Annotated in this window: 14 protein-coding genes and 1 riboswitch; of the genes, 11 read left to right on the forward strand and 3 right to left on the reverse strand. The window is 45.0% G+C overall.

What is annotated here, in order from left to right:
- Window positions 1-197 precede the first annotated feature (197 nt).
- The gene (locus tag AC5JPT_RS09805; RefSeq protein WP_493857952.1) at window positions 198-1,046 is read left to right on the forward strand and encodes an EamA/RhaT family transporter; all 849 of its coding nucleotides are present in this window, start codon (window positions 198-200) and stop codon (window positions 1,044-1,046) included.
- A 174-nt stretch (window positions 1,047-1,220) separates the two neighbouring features.
- Entirely contained in the window at window positions 1,221-2,111 is an 891-nt protein-coding gene (locus tag AC5JPT_RS09810; RefSeq protein WP_493843959.1) for a fructose bisphosphate aldolase, read from the forward strand.
- 133 nt (window positions 2,112-2,244) lie between these two features.
- On the opposite strand, the gene thiC is transcribed toward AC5JPT_RS09810, so the two are convergent.
- Window positions 2,245-4,383, reverse strand: a complete 2,139-nt coding sequence (gene thiC, locus AC5JPT_RS09815) for a phosphomethylpyrimidine synthase ThiC (protein ID WP_493857953.1) — start codon at window positions 4,381-4,383, stop codon at window positions 2,245-2,247.
- A gap of 245 nt (window positions 4,384-4,628) precedes the next feature.
- A riboswitch (TPP riboswitch) is annotated at window positions 4,629-4,784 on the reverse strand.
- Window positions 4,785-5,077: 293 nt separating this feature from the next.
- On the opposite strand from thiC, the gene pstS reads away from it, so the two are divergent.
- The 5 genes from pstS to phoU all read left to right on the forward strand — a co-directional run bounded on the left by pstS (window position 5,078) and on the right by phoU (window position 10,321).
- Window positions 5,078-6,238, forward strand: coding sequence for a phosphate ABC transporter substrate-binding protein PstS (pstS, locus tag AC5JPT_RS09820; protein ID WP_443525058.1), 1,161 nt, complete (start codon window positions 5,078-5,080; stop codon window positions 6,236-6,238).
- A 243-nt stretch (window positions 6,239-6,481) separates the two neighbouring features.
- Window positions 6,482-7,435 carry a phosphate ABC transporter permease subunit PstC gene (gene pstC / locus AC5JPT_RS09825; protein WP_493857954.1) on the forward strand — a complete coding sequence of 318 codons (954 nt, stop codon included), beginning with the start codon at window positions 6,482-6,484 and terminating at the stop codon, window positions 7,433-7,435.
- Window positions 7,436-7,484: 49 nt separating this feature from the next.
- Complete coding sequence (gene pstA, locus AC5JPT_RS09830; RefSeq protein WP_493857955.1) at window positions 7,485-8,390, forward strand: phosphate ABC transporter permease PstA; 906 nt, start codon at window positions 7,485-7,487, stop codon at window positions 8,388-8,390.
- A 78-nt stretch (window positions 8,391-8,468) separates the two neighbouring features.
- Entirely contained in the window at window positions 8,469-9,389 is a 921-nt protein-coding gene (gene pstB, locus AC5JPT_RS09835; RefSeq protein WP_493843957.1) for a phosphate ABC transporter ATP-binding protein PstB, read from the forward strand.
- A 149-nt stretch (window positions 9,390-9,538) separates the two neighbouring features.
- Window positions 9,539-10,321, forward strand: coding sequence for a phosphate signaling complex protein PhoU (gene phoU, locus AC5JPT_RS09840; RefSeq protein WP_443525061.1), 783 nt, complete (start codon window positions 9,539-9,541; stop codon window positions 10,319-10,321).
- A 90-nt stretch (window positions 10,322-10,411) separates the two neighbouring features.
- On the opposite strand, the gene AC5JPT_RS09845 is transcribed toward phoU, so the two are convergent.
- Together AC5JPT_RS09845 and argH are read right to left on the reverse strand one after the other, a co-directional pair.
- Complete coding sequence (locus tag AC5JPT_RS09845) at window positions 10,412-10,702, reverse strand: oxidative damage protection protein (RefSeq protein WP_238036003.1); 291 nt, start codon at window positions 10,700-10,702, stop codon at window positions 10,412-10,414.
- A 306-nt stretch (window positions 10,703-11,008) separates the two neighbouring features.
- Entirely contained in the window at window positions 11,009-12,382 is a 1,374-nt protein-coding gene (gene argH, locus AC5JPT_RS09850) for an argininosuccinate lyase (protein ID WP_493844466.1), read from the reverse strand.
- Window positions 12,383-12,609: 227 nt separating this feature from the next.
- Between argH and AC5JPT_RS09855 the strand changes: the two genes are divergently transcribed.
- The 4 genes from AC5JPT_RS09855 (at window position 12,610) to AC5JPT_RS09870 (ending at window position 17,011) form a co-directional block, all read left to right on the forward strand.
- Window positions 12,610-13,635 carry a histidine kinase gene (locus tag AC5JPT_RS09855; RefSeq protein WP_493857956.1) on the forward strand — a complete coding sequence of 342 codons (1,026 nt, stop codon included), beginning with the start codon at window positions 12,610-12,612 and terminating at the stop codon, window positions 13,633-13,635.
- Window positions 13,636-13,857: 222 nt separating this feature from the next.
- Window positions 13,858-14,595: a LytR/AlgR family response regulator transcription factor gene (locus tag AC5JPT_RS09860; RefSeq protein ID WP_319050711.1), complete on the forward strand. Its 738-nt coding sequence runs from the start codon at window positions 13,858-13,860 to the stop codon at window positions 14,593-14,595.
- 193 nt (window positions 14,596-14,788) lie between these two features.
- Window positions 14,789-15,823 carry a hydroxymethylbilane synthase gene (gene hemC, locus AC5JPT_RS09865; protein ID WP_493857957.1) on the forward strand — a complete coding sequence of 345 codons (1,035 nt, stop codon included), beginning with the start codon at window positions 14,789-14,791 and terminating at the stop codon, window positions 15,821-15,823.
- A 96-nt stretch (window positions 15,824-15,919) separates the two neighbouring features.
- Window positions 15,920-17,011, forward strand: coding sequence for a uroporphyrinogen-III synthase (locus AC5JPT_RS09870; protein ID WP_493857958.1), 1,092 nt, complete (start codon window positions 15,920-15,922; stop codon window positions 17,009-17,011).
- The last annotated feature ends 14 nt before the right edge of the window (window positions 17,012-17,025 follow it).

Consider the following 17,025-nt stretch of genomic DNA (forward strand, 5'->3'; position numbering starts at 1 on the left):
CAAACAGATTGCTGCAAAACATATATCTTGCTACCTTTTACAGCGCGCTTATTTAAGATGTCTGTTTATGTGCTTAAGTATAGTGTTGGCAGTTATGATGTGATCAGGCGTCCGTTGGATAAATAAAGTGGCTTAAGTCAGGTGCTACTGGTATACAAACAAGCACCCAATATAGAGGTCAAACAAGGTAGAAGTGAATGATGTACTTAACAATCGCGGTGCTATGCAGCGTCGCTGTCTCCGTGCTCTTAAAAGTATTGCGTCAAAAAAATATAGATATACGTCAGACTATCGTGGCGGGATATCCCGTGGCATTTTTACTGACGTGGGTATTATTACAGCCTGATATTGGTGCCATACATGCGCTTGATAGTGCTTGGGGTATTATCATCGCGCTTGGGGTATTGTTGCCCGCTATATTTATTATTCTTGGCCGTGCCATTGAAGCAGTCGGTATGGTAGCAACGGATGCGTCTCAGCGCTTATCGTTGATTATCCCTATTGTCGCCGCTTTTCTATTATTCGGTGAAGTGTTGACGGGTACTCGTATACTTGGGCTGGCCTTGGGGTTTTTAGCACTAGGTGCGCTTGTCTATCGACCACAGCATAATGATATCACTCGGCAAGCAAAGCATACGCCACTATGGTTATTCGGGGTATGGGCAGGCTACGGCATTATTGATATTTTATTCAAACAGGTCGCCAAACAAGGCGCCGCTTTTCCGTTGACGCTGTTTGTGAGCTTTGGTGTGGCAGGTATGCTGCTTTTTATCTATCTACTTATCAGCCGGGTACGCTGGCAAAAAGACGCACTCATAGCAGGTCTGCTGCTTGGAGCGCTAAACATGGGTAATATCTATGCCTACGTACGTGCCCATCAAGTGTTATCTGATTCACCCAGTATCGTCTTTACGGGTATGAATGTTGGTGTTATTGCGGTGGCAACATTAATTGGCGTAGGCGTATTCAAAGAGCAGCTTAACCGTATCAATATAGTGGGGTTACTACTCGCTGTAAGCTGTGTGGGCGTGCTCTTTTTGGCATAGTTTTTACCCAAAATAGTTGTATAAAAGTAATTTTAGACACGCTGTCACGTATCCTATATAGGCAGACAATCCATCCTATGATAAGGTTGTTTGCAAATAACATGGTTTATATAAGCCGTATACCGTCTCGTTATGATATTTGACCTCAACCAATAAAAACAGGATGCATCCTCAATGGAATACGATAAGCAATTACAGCACATAAAAAATGGCTCAGGTTTCATCGCGGCGCTTGATCAAAGCGGCGGCAGTACACCAAAAGCACTAGAGAACTATGGTGTTAGCGGTGAAGCGTACGATAGTGATGAGGCGATGTTTGATTTGGTGCACGAAATGCGTGCGCGTATCATGACATGTGACTGTTTTGACAAGGAACGTGTGCTTGGCGCTATTCTATTTGAAGACACCATGGAGCGCGATGTCAATGGTAAGTCGACTGCCAATTATCTATGGGAAGACAAAAATATTGTACCGTTCTTGAAGGTAGATAAAGGGCTGGCTGAGCAGATGGATGGCGTACAAGTGATGAAGCCGATGCCCAATCTAGACCTGCTATTGGATAAAGCAAAAAACTATCCAGTATTTGGCACCAAGATGCGTTCAGTGATCTATGAGCCAAGTGCTGATGGTATTGAGCTGGTGGTACAGCAGCAATTTGATGTGGCCAAGCAAATCATCTCAAAGGGTCTCATGCCGATTGTCGAGCCTGAAGTCAATATAGACAGCGCGCAAAAGCATGACTGTGAGCTACTATTAAAAGCCGATATCTTGCGTAACCTTGAGCGCTTGAATGATGAACATCAAGTGATGCTTAAGCTGACATTGCCTGAAGAAGCAGGATTTTATCAAGAGCTAATTGACCATCCAAAAGTGCTCAAAGTAGTGGCGCTATCTGGTGGCTATAGCCGTAGCGATGCCTGCGCCAAGCTCAAGCAAAACCCTGGTATGATTGCGAGCTTCTCTCGTGCCTTTACCGAAGGTTTGAGTAAGCAACAAAGCGATAGCGAGTTTGCTGACACAATCAATAATTCTATCGAAGAGATTTATCAGGCATCTAATGTTTAACAGTACTGACTTAATAAGATAGGTGTAATAGTACGGGCTTGATAGTCATACATAGACCAAAGAAAAGCCCGAACCTGATAGTCAGATTCGGGCTTTTCTTTGGTAGGACTCTTCTTTAATAGAGCTAAAAACCTTACACCTCTTTATACAACTGACGTCCTTCCTTATTGTACTTCTCCATCATCTCAGCCATTCCTTGACGGACTTCCTCAGCACTGGCTTCGCCAACTTGTCCCACCAGTTCAGTGTCAACTTTTTTAATCAAATGATCCGCATCGCTTAAGTCGCCTGATTGCGGTGTGACTTTTTTATTAGCGGCGTCTTTGTCCAAACCTGCTGCATACTCACGTACGTTTTGGGTGATTTTCATTGAGCAAAACTTCGGACCACACATCGAGCAAAAATGGGCTGATTTGTGTGCGTCTTTTGGTAAGGTTTCGTCGTGATATTCGCGTGCGGTGTCAGGGTCGAGCGCCAGATTGAACTGATCATCCCAGCGGAATTCAAAACGCGCTTTGGATAGTGCATTATCACGTGCCTGCGCACCGGGGTGACCTTTGGCCAAATCAGCAGCGTGAGCGGCAATCTTGTAAGTGATGATACCGTCTTTGACGTCTTTTTTGTTTGGTAGGCCCAAGTGCTCTTTTGGTGTCACATAGCACAGCATCGCTGTACCAAACCAGCCAATCATCGCTGCACCAATCGCACTGGTGATATGGTCATAACCCGGTGCGATGTCGGTGGTTAATGGCCCTAAGGTATAAAAAGGCGCATCCGCACACAGCTCAAGCTGCAAGTCCATATTTTCTTTGATGCGGTTCATCGCCACATGCCCAGGGCCTTCGATCATGACCTGTACATCATGTTCCCATGCGACTTTGGTCAACTCTCCAAGCGTACGTAGCTCACCGAACTGCGCCTCATCATTGGCATCTTGTAGACAGCCAGGACGCAGGCCATCACCTAGACTAAATGCTACATCGTACTGCTTCATAATCTCGCAGATGTCTTCGAAATGCGTGTATAAAAAACTCTCTTTGTGATGCGCCAGACACCACTGCGCCATGATAGAGCCACCACGCGAGACGATACCCGTTAGGCGTTTTGCAGTGAGTGGCACATAGCGGAGTAGGACGCCGGCATGAATGGTGAAATAATCCACGCCTTGCTCTGCTTGCTCAATCAACGTATCACGGAAGATTTCCCATGTTAGGTCTTCTGCGACGCCATCGACTTTTTCCAGCGCTTGATAAATCGGTACGGTACCAATTGGCACAGGCGAGTTACGGATTAACCATTCACGGGTTTCATGAATATGATTACCCGTTGATAAATCCATAATGGTATCCGCACCCCAACGTGTGGCCCACGTCATTTTGGATACTTCTTCATCGATAGACGAACCTAGCGCTGAGTTACCGATATTGGCATTGATTTTCACCAAGAAATTGCGCCCGATGATCATCGGCTCAGATTCAGGGTGATTGATGTTGTTTGGAATAATGGCACGTCCAGCTGCCACTTCGTCACGGACAAACTCAGGGGTGATGATAGTGGGTGTATTGGCGCCGAAGCTCTCACCGTCATGTTGACGCATATCGGTCAGTTCGTGCTGTTTTTGCGTCTCACGTATGGCGATATATTCCATCTCAGGGGTGATGATGCCGCGACGCGCGTAGTACATCTGCGTGACATTCCCTGGTTTTTCATCAATATCTTTAGCACGGCGTGGCTTATCAATATGAGCAAATCTAAGGTTGGCAGTGCTGATATCGCGAGCACGTGCTTGACCATATGAGCTAGATAGACCGCTTAATTGCTCTGTATCACCACGCTCAGCGATCCAGTTTTCACGCAGTTTTGGTAGGCCTTTTGTCAAGTCAATCTCGACATTGGGGTCAGTGTAGACGCCTGAAGTATCGTAAACATAAAACGGCGGATTATGCTCGCCATCCTTGTCACCCGTACCGCCAACTGGTGTATCCGCCAAGCTGATTTCGCGCATCGGTACTTGGATATCAGGTCTTGAGCCTTCTATATAGATTTTGCGAGAGGCAGGTAGGATACGGTGCAAGTCGCGTGCATCTTCTTCAAAGCGTGCATCACTGGCAGCACGGTGGGCAGGCGTTTTTAGGGCGTCTGCTTTTTTGTCTGCTTTGACGGTGTCAGTAGAGTCTGAGGTAAGAGGTATGTTGTTGGCTGGGTTATGAGTTTGTGCAGCTGAGGCACTGTCTAAAAAGGTGTTGTCTAAAGTGCTGTCTGAGATAGTCATATGCTGTCCTAGCGTGTTGGTTTTTGAATAAAATCAACACCGCCAGTATCTGCGGGTGCAGCATCTATCATTGAGACAAGTTTGGACTATCGACACCTAAAAGCGAGCAAAAAATTGCCGCGGTAAATGGTCATCAAATAGTGGACGCAGCTTTGTATCTTCGCTCGTTGTCTGCTCATGCGGCACGCATACTCAGACAATAGTGATGATAAAAATGTATTTCTACGCGTCCTTTGTCATCAATAACAAAGTGCTTAAGACTTCCCTGCGTCGGTACTAACCGCATCAGGTTCGGCGGGTGATCTCTCAGCGAATGTAGATAGGCGGCTACTGTTATTAATGTTTAACTATAAACGCTTAATAAAGTAGGCCAATGCTACACCGCACCCCGAGTCTGTCAGTGTTGTAAATCAGATTTCATACTAGCAAAATTCTGTACTAACAGCTAATGGTATTTAAACGTAAGTATCAGACTCCAAATGCGATGTTTAATATACTTATCCAATAGGCCACTCAGTATCAGTAACGACTATCGCTTGGTATCACTGGGCTAGGCAGAGGTTGTCTAAATATTATGTAAAGCGAATAAAAGATTGCGATGGTTGTCATTAAATTGTCATAAAGATTTGGCAAGATAGCACGCATATCACAAACAATGCTTTTTTATATCGTCGTTAAACTTCAGGAGTTCTACATGCGTTATTCGTTATTAGCAGTAGCCGTCAGTTGCACCTTAATGCTTACGGCGTGTAATAAGTCAACAGATACGACAGAAACCGCTGCCGCTGATACTAGTAGCGCTACGACCACTACTCAGACCCAGGAAACGACTGCTGCTGATGCTGGTTTTAAATCTGCTGAAAACATCGCAATGAATATCACGGGTGCAGGTGCCTCATTCCCGCAGCCTATCTATGCCAAATGGTCTTATGACTACAATGGTGCGACTGGCGGGCAAGTTAACTATCAGTCAATTGGTTCATCTGGCGGTATCAAACAAATTCAATCAAAGACTGTCGATTTTGGTGCCTCTGATGCGCCATTGACACCTGAAGAGCTAGCAGAATCTGATCTTATCCAGTTCCCAACGGTCATCGGCGGCGTCGTACCTATCGTTAATATTGATGGTATTGAGCCAGGTGCTTTGAAGTTAGATGGCACGACTTTGGCAGACATCTATCTAGGTAAGATTAGCAACTGGAATGACCCGGCTATCGCAGCTATGAACCCAGATTTGACCTTGCCAGACGCGGCAATCACAACGGTATTCCGCTCAGACGGTTCAGGTACGACGTTTAACTTTACTGACTATCTAGCAAAAGTATCACCAGATTGGAAAGATACGGTTGGTGTTGATAAAACGGTTAAATGGCCAACCTCTGCGACTGGCGCAGGTGGTAAAGGTAACGAAGGCGTCTCAAGCTATGTAAACCGCATGAAAAACTCTATCGGTTATGTTGAGTATGCATACGCTAAGCAAAACAACATGTCACATACCGCACTTAAGAACGCCGCGGGCAACATCGTTCAGCCATCTGCTGAGACATTTGCCGCCGCAGGTGATATCGATTGGTCACAACAAGAAGGCTTTTATAAAGTCATCACTAACTCTGAGACTGAGCAAGCATGGCCTATCGCTGCTGCAACCTTTATCTTAGTACACAAGCAGCCAGAGAATCCTCAGCAAGTTGCTGGCGTGTTGAACTTCTTTGACTGGGCGTATACCCAAGGTGATGATAGCGCTATGAGCCTAGATTATGTCCCATTCTCTGATACGGCAGTGGCTCTATTCAAAGCAAAATGGAACGACGTAAAAGGTAGCGACGGTCAGCCAGTTTATAAGCCAGCGCAGTAAGTTGCTACTCTTGATTTTGACATAGTTAGACTCTCAAACAACCACTCTAAAGAGAGCCTGGTTGTTTGAGAGGTTTTATCACAGCAATTTTGACCGTAACATTGACTGCAGTACTGATGGATATATTGAGCAGTTGCCATTGGCACACAGGATCGCTAATGATTATGCGGGTGGGCTTGTTGTGATAAAGCTGAACAAACACACTGGTTTTTTGAATTCACTCTATTCAATGCTGAGACACTTATGACAGACTTAAGGTCCCAACTGGCTAAACAAAAACGTTACGACGCTTTATTTGTCAACTCTACCAAAGCGTTTGCCATACTGGTCCTCCTATCTTTAGGGGGCATTCTAGTTTCTCTCATCGTTGGTGCTTGGCCGAGTATTCAAGAGTTCGGGCTTGGGTTTTATACCAGCAACAACTGGGACACGGTCGCCAATGAGTACGGCGCGCTTGCGCCTATTTACGGTACGCTAGTTACCTCACTCATCGCTATCGTGATTGCCGTGCCCGTCAGTTTTGGTATTGCGATATTTCTGACTGAGATGTGCCCTAAGTTCCTCAAAAAACCACTGGGTATTGCCATTGAACTATTGGCCGGTATCCCTTCTATCATTTATGGTATGTGGGGTTTGTTTGTTTTTGCGCCATTCTTTGGCGATCATATCCAGCCATGGTTTATTGAGAACATCGGTCCTCTACCTATCATCGGTAAATTGTTTGTAGGTGCTCCCATGGGACTGGGGATGTTCACGGCATCTCTAGTACTGGCTATCATGATTATTCCCTTTATCGCAGCCACCATGCGTGACGTCTTCTCTGTCGTACCAGATTTGCTCAAAGAGTCTGCCTACGGTATGGGCGCGACGACTTGGGAAGTTATGTTTAAGATTATCCTCCCTTATACAAAAGCAGGGGTTGTTGGCGGCGTTATCTTGGGTCTGGGGCGCGCACTTGGCGAGACCATGGCGGTGACTTTCTTGATAGGTAATGCTTTCAATATCAGTCCAAGTCTGTTTACTTCTGGTGTGACGATTACCTCTGCCTTAGCCAACGAGTTTGCCGAAGCCTCTAGTGAGCTGCATTTGGCCTCGCTACTACATTTGGGCTTAATACTGTTTGTCATTACCTTCATTGTGCTGTCTTTGGCCAAACTCATGCTTATGCGTATGGATCATAAAGCGGGCAACCGATAAATCATGTATCAGACTTTGATATTGATAAAAGATATGGGAAATAAAGACTATGCCTTCTAACAATGCGCTCAACGCACCACTACCAGTCAAGACAAGCTCTAAAGCACGTTATAACAAGAGTCTTTATAACAAGCGCCGTTGGACCAATAAGCTTGGGCTAGGGTTTGCTATGTCAGCCATGGTTTTTGGTTTGTTTTGGTTGTCGTGGATTCTAGTGACATTATTTGTTGAAGGTTTTCAGGGAATGATGGAGTTACCCATCTTTACCGCTGATACGCCGCCCCCTATGAGTGCTGGTGGTTTGCGTAACGCCATTGTTGGTTCGGCGATGCTCGCGTTCTCAGGATTGTTTATCGGTGCGCCCATTGGTCTTATGACTGGTATTTATTTGTCTGAGTTTTCTAAAGGGAGTATGCTGGGTAAGGTCACTCGTTTTTTGAATGACATTTTATTGTCAGCGCCTTCGATTGTTATTGGTCTATTTATTTATGCGCTGATGGTAAAAGGTCAGAGCTTCTCTGGTTGGGCAGGTGCATTAGCGCTAGCATTGATTGTTATTCCAGTGGTCGTGCGTACGACTGAGAGCATGCTCAACTTGGTGCCTAATAGTTTACGCGAAGCGGCATACGCACTTGGTACGCCTAAGTGGAAAATGGTGACGCAGGTCACGGTAAAAGCTGCCAAAGCGGGACTGACAACTGGTGTGCTATTGGCTTTTGCTCGCATCACAGGCGAGACGGCGCCGTTGCTATTTACGGCACTTAACAACCAGTACTTCAGTACCGATATGGGTCAGCCGATTGCCAACTTACCCAACACCATCTATCAGTTTGCTATGAGTCCTTATGATAACTGGCATATGTTGGCTTGGGCAGCGGCGCTGCTTATTACGGCGTCTGTCTTGGTACTAAACGTATTAGCACGATTTATTGGTAATAGAGGTCAGGTTAAATAAGTCCTGATACCCTGTGATATCGCAGCAGATACTCACTCAAATTTATATGAAATCAATTAAGATAGGTTGAATAATATTATGAATGATGTCATAAGCAAAGCCCGTACAAAAACCACAACAAATGATTTTGATACGGCAACAGACAGCCTATTGAGTAGACCTATGTCAAATAACCAAAAATCACAGCAACCCGTTGCGACTGATTTCAACAAACAAACCCGCCACGATATACCGAAAAACATGCCTGCGGCAAAAATGGAAGTGCGAGATCTAAACTTCTATTATGATGACTTTCAGGCATTAAAGAATATCAACATTGATATCGCAGATAAAAAAGTTACTGCTTTTATCGGTCCTTCAGGTTGCGGTAAATCTACGCTACTACGTACCTTTAACCGTATGTACGACCTATATCCGGGTATGCGTGCAGAAGGTACGATCAATCTAGATGGAAAAAATGTTCTAGGTAAAGACGTCGATGTCAACCTGCTAAGAGCACAGGTCGGTATGGTTTTTCAGAAGCCAACACCGTTCCCTATGTCTATCTATGACAACGTCGCCTTTGGGGTACGACTCTACGAAAAGCTGAGTAAAGACGAGCTGGATCATCGTGTGGAGTGGGCACTGAAAAAATCAGCGCTATGGCCAGAAGTGAAAGACAAACTAAAAGCGTCAGGTCTATCATTATCAGGCGGTCAGCAGCAGCGTCTATGTATCGCCCGTAGCGTCGCGACCAAACCTGAAGTCCTACTACTTGATGAGCCAACATCTGCACTTGATCCTATTTCGACTGGCGCGATTGAGGCATTGATTGAAGATCTCAAGAACGACTATACGATTGCTATTGTCACGCACAACATGCAGCAGGCTGCCCGTGTGTCTGACTATACGGTGTATATGTATTTGGGCGATATGATTGAGATGGGTGAGACCGATCAGATATTTACTAAGCCTGCCCAAACAGCTACGGAAGACTATATCACTGGTCGTTATGGTTAATATCGAGCGATACCAAAGGTAAGTAGTAATGCGTTGAAACTAAAGCTGGATTAAACACCAAGTGCTCAATAGAACATTGTGAGTCAAGCTGTTTTATCCAGTAAGTACACACTGAGCTCATAAAATATAGATTTCAGGGAATACCTCTCATGCAAAGTGATAAGCATATCTCCAAAAGTTTTGACCAAGATCTTGATGAAGCCATTCGTTTGTTTTTGTACATGGGTGATAGCGCTGCCAACCAAGTGGCCAAAGCGATCCATGCGCTGATTGACAAAGATGAGATACTGGCGCAAGAGGTCATCGAGATGGACTTTGATATCAACCGAATGGAGGTTGAGCTCGATGAACATATTCTACTATTGGTGGCGAAGCGTCAACCTGCAGCAGGAGACTTGCGCTTAGTGATGTCGATCAGTAAAGGCGTGGTAGATTTAGAGCGTATCGGTGATGAAGCCGTGAAAATCGCGAAAATGGCAAGCAAAATTGCAGCACAAGGCAAGTCGTCTTATGGCTATGCTGAGGTACAGCATTTGAGTAATCAAGTAAGGTTGATGCTCAACAACGCGCTAGAAGCCTTTAGCCAATCAAATGCTGAGCAGGCATTTGAAGTGATGCGCAATGACAGTGTGGTCAATAACGAATATCAATCCGCTATCCGAGCATTGATGACCTATATCATGGAAGACTCTAGACAAGTCTCAAAGGTCATTAATATCATGTGGATTTTGCGTTCGCTTGAACGCATTGGCGATCATGCACAAAATGTAGCAGAGTTAGTCATCAATTACATCAGTGGTCAAGATGTACGCCATTCAGACTACGCCATGGTCGAAAAAGCAGTACAAGAAGCCAATGATCGTTTGGCTGCTCGTCAAGTCAGTACCATGTCAGTCGACGACTATGAGTCGTTGGAAAGTAATGACGACTGATAACGCAGTCAGCACAGTCTACTCATAATAAAAAACGCGCTATAGTTAGCGCGTTTTTTGTGGTTATTACCAATACATAGAACACTGAGATTAGCTTTCTGGTGTCCAGCCTTGGGCGCGTTCGTAGTCTTCATTGTCCAAGAACTTATCACGTTGCTCAGTCAGGAATTTTTTGGCTTCAGGGTCCATCATGCTCAAATGATTTTCGTTGATGAGCATGGTTTGATGTTCAAGCCACTCTTTCCATGCTTTTTCAGATACCGTTTCTTGTAGCTCTTGACCTTTTTTGTTTGGAAAAGGCGGATGCGGCATTTTTGGCAGTTCTTGCTTGTATTTACGGCAAAAGACGGTATTGGCTTGAGGGTTAAAAGTCTCAGTCATAAGGTACTCCTTATTTATTATATTGGGTAAAATCACATAATCTTATGAGACCATGATAACGGTCTTGGTAGATTTAGCAAAGGATATCTGGTGTAACGTTTGCAATTGTCAGTTTAGTAGCATAGGTCTCAGCATCTTAAATTTTAGCGTCGTAAATTTCAGCACTGTAAATTTCAGTAGCATAAATTTTAGTACGATAAATAAAAACACCCGCTACAGATGCGGGTGTTGGGTATCGATATCACGAATATTGATCGTCAGCCATAGCTTAGCCACTATTTTGGATCAGCTAGCTCAATCGACTGATTAGGCGAAGGCTTTTAAGCGAGCGCGGCCATTGACCACAGCCTTCTTAACTTGGTTTGGCGCAGTACCACCTAAATGGTCACGAGCGGCAAGCGAGCCCTCTAGAGTTAGATAATCAAAAACATCTTCGCCAATAGCGTCGCTGAATTGCTGCAACTGTGCTAATGATAAATCACTGAGATCGACACCTTCTTTGATACCTAGCGCAACCGCATTACCGACCACTTCATGCGCATCGCGGAAGGCAACGCCCTGGCGTACCAGATAATCTGCCAAATCAGTTGCCGTAGCATAGCCTTTCATTGTCGCCGCGCGCATACTTTCTTTATTCGGGACGATGTTTGGTAACATATCAGCGAATGCCAAAAGCGACCCTGTCAGCGTGTCGACACAATCAAACAAAGGCTCTTTGTCTTCTTGATTGTCTTTATTGTAGGCGAGTGGTTGGCTTTTCATCAAGCTGAGCAATGTCATGAGCTGACCAAAAACACGTGCTGCCTTGCCACGTACCAGCTCAGGCACGTCAGGGTTTTTCTTTTGTGGCATGATCGATGAGCCAGTACAGAAGCGATCTGGTATTTGTACAAAGTTGAACTGTGCTGACATCCAAAGAATAATCTCTTCGCTCATACGCGACATGTGCATCATCAGGATAGAGGCAGCTGAGGTAAACTCAATCGCAAAGTCACGATCTGAGACCGCATCTAATGAATTTTGACAAATACCTTCGAACCCTAATAGCTCAGCGGTAATGGTGCGATCGATAGGGAAGGTCGTGCCAGCGAGGGCTGCGCTACCAAGTGGCATCTGGTTGATACGGCGGCGGGCATCAACCAAGCGTTCAGTATCACGATACAGCATCTCAAACCAAGCCATGACGTGATGACCAAAGCTCACAGGTTGGGCAGTTTGTAGATGCGTAAAACCAGGCATAATGGTATCGGTATGTTGATCAGCCAGATCAAGCAGTCCGCTTTGCAAACGCACGAGTAGAGCAATGATATTATCAGTCTCTTCACGTAACCATAAACGAATGTCGGTAGCGACCTGATCATTACGGCTACGACCAGTATGTAGTTTTTTACCGACTGCGCCTATAATGTCAGTTAGGCGTGATTCGACATTCATGTGGACATCTTCAAGAGCGATTGACCAGTTAAACTCGCCTGCTTCGATCTCGCGTAATACCTGGTGCAGTCCATCAATAATCGTGGCCGTTTCATCAGCGGTTAGAATATCGCATTCTTTGAGCATCGTTGCGTGGGCAATTGAGCCTTGAATATCGTGACGAGCAAAACGTTGATCAAAGCCGACAGAAGCAGTAAAAGCGGCAACGAAGCTGTCCGTCGCTTCGCTAAATCGTCCGCCCCACATTTGCTGGCCCTGACTGTTTTGTGTCGCATCAGTTGTTGTAGAGACATCTGTGCTAGAATCAGAGACAGATGAACTTTTACTTGATTCGGGATTACTAAGGTTTGAAGAATTGGCGTTCATATCGGTACAAGACAAGTCAAGAGAATAAGAACTCGAGTATAGCAAATGATGAGGTTGCCTTACTAGCCGAACGTTTAGAGTTTTTTATTCCCAAACTCATGAAGCTTATGAGACCTTGGCAGTGGCTGACATATATCGTTTTTTGGTCATTGTTTCTGACAGTGATTGATCGTCATGGTCTGTCAGGTTGGTCTGATTTTATTATCAAGTTCTTTTCTCGAGTGCTACAGAATTCGCTAACCATCATTCCAGCGTTATATTTGGTCGATTATCTGCGTCCTGCCTTCAAAAACGCGAGCATTCCTAGCGTGAGTGTCCGTATTGTCATGCTCATGATGTTTTCTGCTACGGTATCCATGGCGTTAGTGGTGTTGGTTATGATTAATCTAGGGTTTATGGTATACGACCGTCAAGCTTTTGTGCTCAATTTACTGTTCAATACGATATTGACTGGTGGCTTCACCACTGTGTTTTTGTTATATTTTTTGCGTAATCACCGTGAGCTCAACGCGCTCAAGGTATCTTTTGAGTATAAGTTAACTGCACAAAATGATTTGATCAAAGCCCGTACTGCCCCGCACTTTTTCTTTAATACGATCAACACGCTTGTATCACTTATTGAGTCTAATCCGCCAAGAGCTGCTGCCTTGCTACAGCATGTCTCTGCCTTATACCGTGCCAGTTTTAACGGTGCGCGTGAGATCAGTTTTGAAGAGGAAGTCGCGCTTTGTGAGCATTACTTAGCAATTGAGTCTAGTCGCTTAGCAGATAAGCTTGAGGTAAGCTGGCAGTTGCCTGATGAAGACATCATGTACGATATGATCATCACGGCTTTAACCTTACAAAGTGTTTTAGAAAAGATGCTGCTCAATGTTGTAGAAATGACCACCGAAACCATTCATATTGATATCAAAGTCACTTGGCAACAGCACCGTGTGGCAATTCAGATTGAGGTAGAACTGCCCAAAAGAACCTTAATCATCAATCATGATTTGCGTCAGCACATGAATTTTTATATTCAAGCTGATCGTCTACGTGCCCATTTTGGTCAAAGTGCTGACATCCAAAGTCTTGTAACCAGTAACCAAGTTACCACCATTATTGACTATCCCTTACAAGATGTCAGTTTATAATATTTGCACCTTTTAGGTGCTTTTGAGTGCTACTGTTCACGTATTATAAAGTGTGGCATATTTATTGCATCATCTTCTATATCTATATGGTTATTGCGATTTATATCTGGTGAATAATGGTTAATATAAAATAGGATGCGACGAAATGTCATCATATCGAACCGATCAATATATTCGTAATACCATCAAAAACATTAAGTATGTCTTTAGGTGGGAGTTTTCATGCGTATCGTAGTTTGTGATGATGAGCCTTTGGCACGTGAGCGCTTAGTCAGAATCGTACAGGAGTCAGGTCACGAGGTCGTCGCTCAAGCCACAACAGGTGGAGAGGCCATCGTCGCTGTAAAAATTCAGCAGCCTGATATTATATTATTAGACATTCGGATGCCTGAGATGGATGGGGTACGCTGTGCCCAAGAGCTTGCCAAACTTGAGCATCCACCTGCTATTATTTTTGTTACCGCTTATGATCATTACGCGATAGCGGCACTAAAAGCCAATGCAATCGGGTATCTGTTAAAGCCTGCAAACAAAGATGAGCTGTTAGAGGCACTGAACAAAGCAAAAAACCTAAACGCGGCGCAGCTCAACGAAATTCGTAAGCTAGAAGATCCAACCGCGCGTCCAGTACGCGAGCATATTGCTGCCCGTACTCACCGCGGTGTAGAACTGATTAAACTAAAAGATATTTATTACTTTGCAGCAGACCAAAAGTACGTCAAGGTACGTCACAAAGATGGCATGGTACTGATTGATGAAACGCTAAAAGAGCTAGAGCAAGAGTTTGATGACCGTCTATTTCGCGTGCATCGCAATGCGATCATTAACCTTAATTTCTTGGATTATTTAGAAACCTTAGATGCAGGTCAATATCAGATACGATTTAAAGACATTGATGAGACGCTAGCCGTGAGTCGGCGCCATCTGCCAGCCTTACGTGACAAAATTCAAAGCATGTAATGAGGTGTTCCCATTGCGACATAATCCTGCCATATCATCCAACCCTTATTTATGCTTAAATAGGGGTATTTTTTTGCGTCAGCCTCTACTATCAATGATTTGAGTCACCACTTTTCTGTGGCAAGCTTGCACTATTATTTGGTAATGACATCATGATGGTGGGCTGATAGCATCGAGTTTATTGAGGCCCTTTATGAGCAATCCACAGCAACCTGTTTTGACTACACTAACTATCGCTACGCGGCAGAGTCCTTTGGCTCTATGGCAAGCGGAACATATTCGCGATCGTTTATTGGCGCTTTATCCTGAGCTGACAATCGAGTTACTAAAAATTGTCACTAAGGGTGACAAGATTTTGGACACCCCTTTAGCCAAAATCGGCGGTAAAGGTTTGTTCGTAAAAGAGCTGGAACAGGCGCTGTATGACAAACAAGCAGATATTGCCGTACATTCACTAAAAGACGTACCGATGCAGCTTCCTGAAGGTCTAATGCTAGGCGTTTATTGCAAACGTGCTTCACCAACGGATGCTTTTGTCTCAAACACTTATAATAGTATTGACGAGTTGCCGCAAGGTGCCGTCGTTGGGACGTCGAGTCTGCGCCGTCAATGCCAGATCAAAGCGTACCGCCCAGACCTACAAATCAAAACCCTGCGCGGCAACGTAGGTACGCGTTTGGGTAAACTAGATGCTGGTGAGTATGATGCCATTATTTTAGCGACCAGCGGATTACAGCGTATTGAATTAGATGCGCGTATACGCGGAGAGTTAGATATTGCTGCTTGTTTACCTGCAGTTGGTCAAGGTGCTTTAGCTATCGAATGCCGTGAGGGTGACGATGAAGTACTACAGCTGCTGGCACCGCTAAACGATGACAAAGCTCGCATTCGTCTCATCGCTGAGCGTGCATTAAACCGTCATCTAGAAGGCGGCTGTCAGGTGCCGATTGCTGCTTATGCTGTGTTGCAAATGGCGGACGAGACCAGTGCCAATAATGATGACAATGGCGAAAATGGCAATAACGATGATGGTAATGTGCTGTGGTTACGAGGCCGAGTGGGTCAAGCTGATGGTAGCGAGCTGTTAAAGGCAGAAAAGCGAGCGACGTTGGTCGGTACGCAAGATGAGCAAGAAGTGCAGGCAAATCAGCTGGGTATCGATGTCGCAGACATGCTACTCGCTGATGGAGCTGGAGATATATTATCAGCCATTTATGAGCCTGAGTAACCGATAGATTGCATTGTGATTTTGTTATAGACCAGCACTTCAAATGGCTGGTCTATAGCGAAGTCGACTTTATAGGTCTTTTGCCGTGGTACAGCTATGTCATCAACGTCAACCCAAGCGACATTCAGTCGTGATAGTCACAATAGTCACCTTGAGGACTCATCATCAGTGCCGCAAATTGTCATCAATACGCGTCCAGCAGAACGTGCTGCACCGCTGACACATCACTTGCAAGCAGCTGGGTTTACAGTGATTGAGATACCTATGTTGGCGCTACAATCGCGTCCAACGACTGATGATGATATGGCACTGATGCTTGCATGGCTAACTGGTCAATATAAAGCTCTTGTGGTTATCAGTCCAACTGCTGCTACGTTAGGATTGGATGTTTGGCGTGCACTTGCGCGCAATGAGTATGACGACTGTAATCCTGCGGGAGAAGAGCTCAAGCGACTAGAACTTGCGCAGCTAGAACCTGGACGGCCAAACGCTAAGCCGCCGAAGAGTAAGCAATCAGCGTTTAGGCAAGAAACGTCCACGCAAGCTGAAATACTCTCTGAACCTCTTATCGCACCGAGTCAAATCATCGCAGTCGGTCAGGCCACTGCTACGGTACTGAATCAGGCAAAAATAGAGCCGACAAGCTACCAAGTATTGCAGCCCGAGGTTGCCAATAACGAAGGTATGCTGGCAATGCCTGAGATCGAAAGTTTGCAGTCAGGTGATAAGCTGCTGATATGGCGCGGTCTTGGTGGGCGACGATTATTGGTCGATACATTACAGGCCCGCGGTGTACATATTGATAGCATTGAGTGGTACGAGCGCACCATGCCTATCGATGCATGGACTCAGTATCAGCAATATCAGCAAGATTTTTTTGCACACAACAAAGAAAGGAACGCACAATCTCATCAGTCAAAACCAATCGTAGTTGTGAGTAGTGGTGTTGCCTTTGAGCATTGGAAGCATATCGTTGAAGGTGCACAAGTAGAGACTTTGGCACCGAAGCCAGATACAGATGCGATTAAATATACCGAGGAAAATTTGTCGCTCACACTATCAGATTTTGTTTATGTCGTATTGGGTGAGCGTTTAGCAAAGATGGTGGCAGCAGAACACTTGAGCTATTGGCGTGTAGAAGATTTAGCACCAGATACGATTCTCTCAGCCATCAACGCTACCAATTAGCTTTATAATCTTTT

Source organism: Psychrobacter sp. H26 (assembly GCF_059073035.1).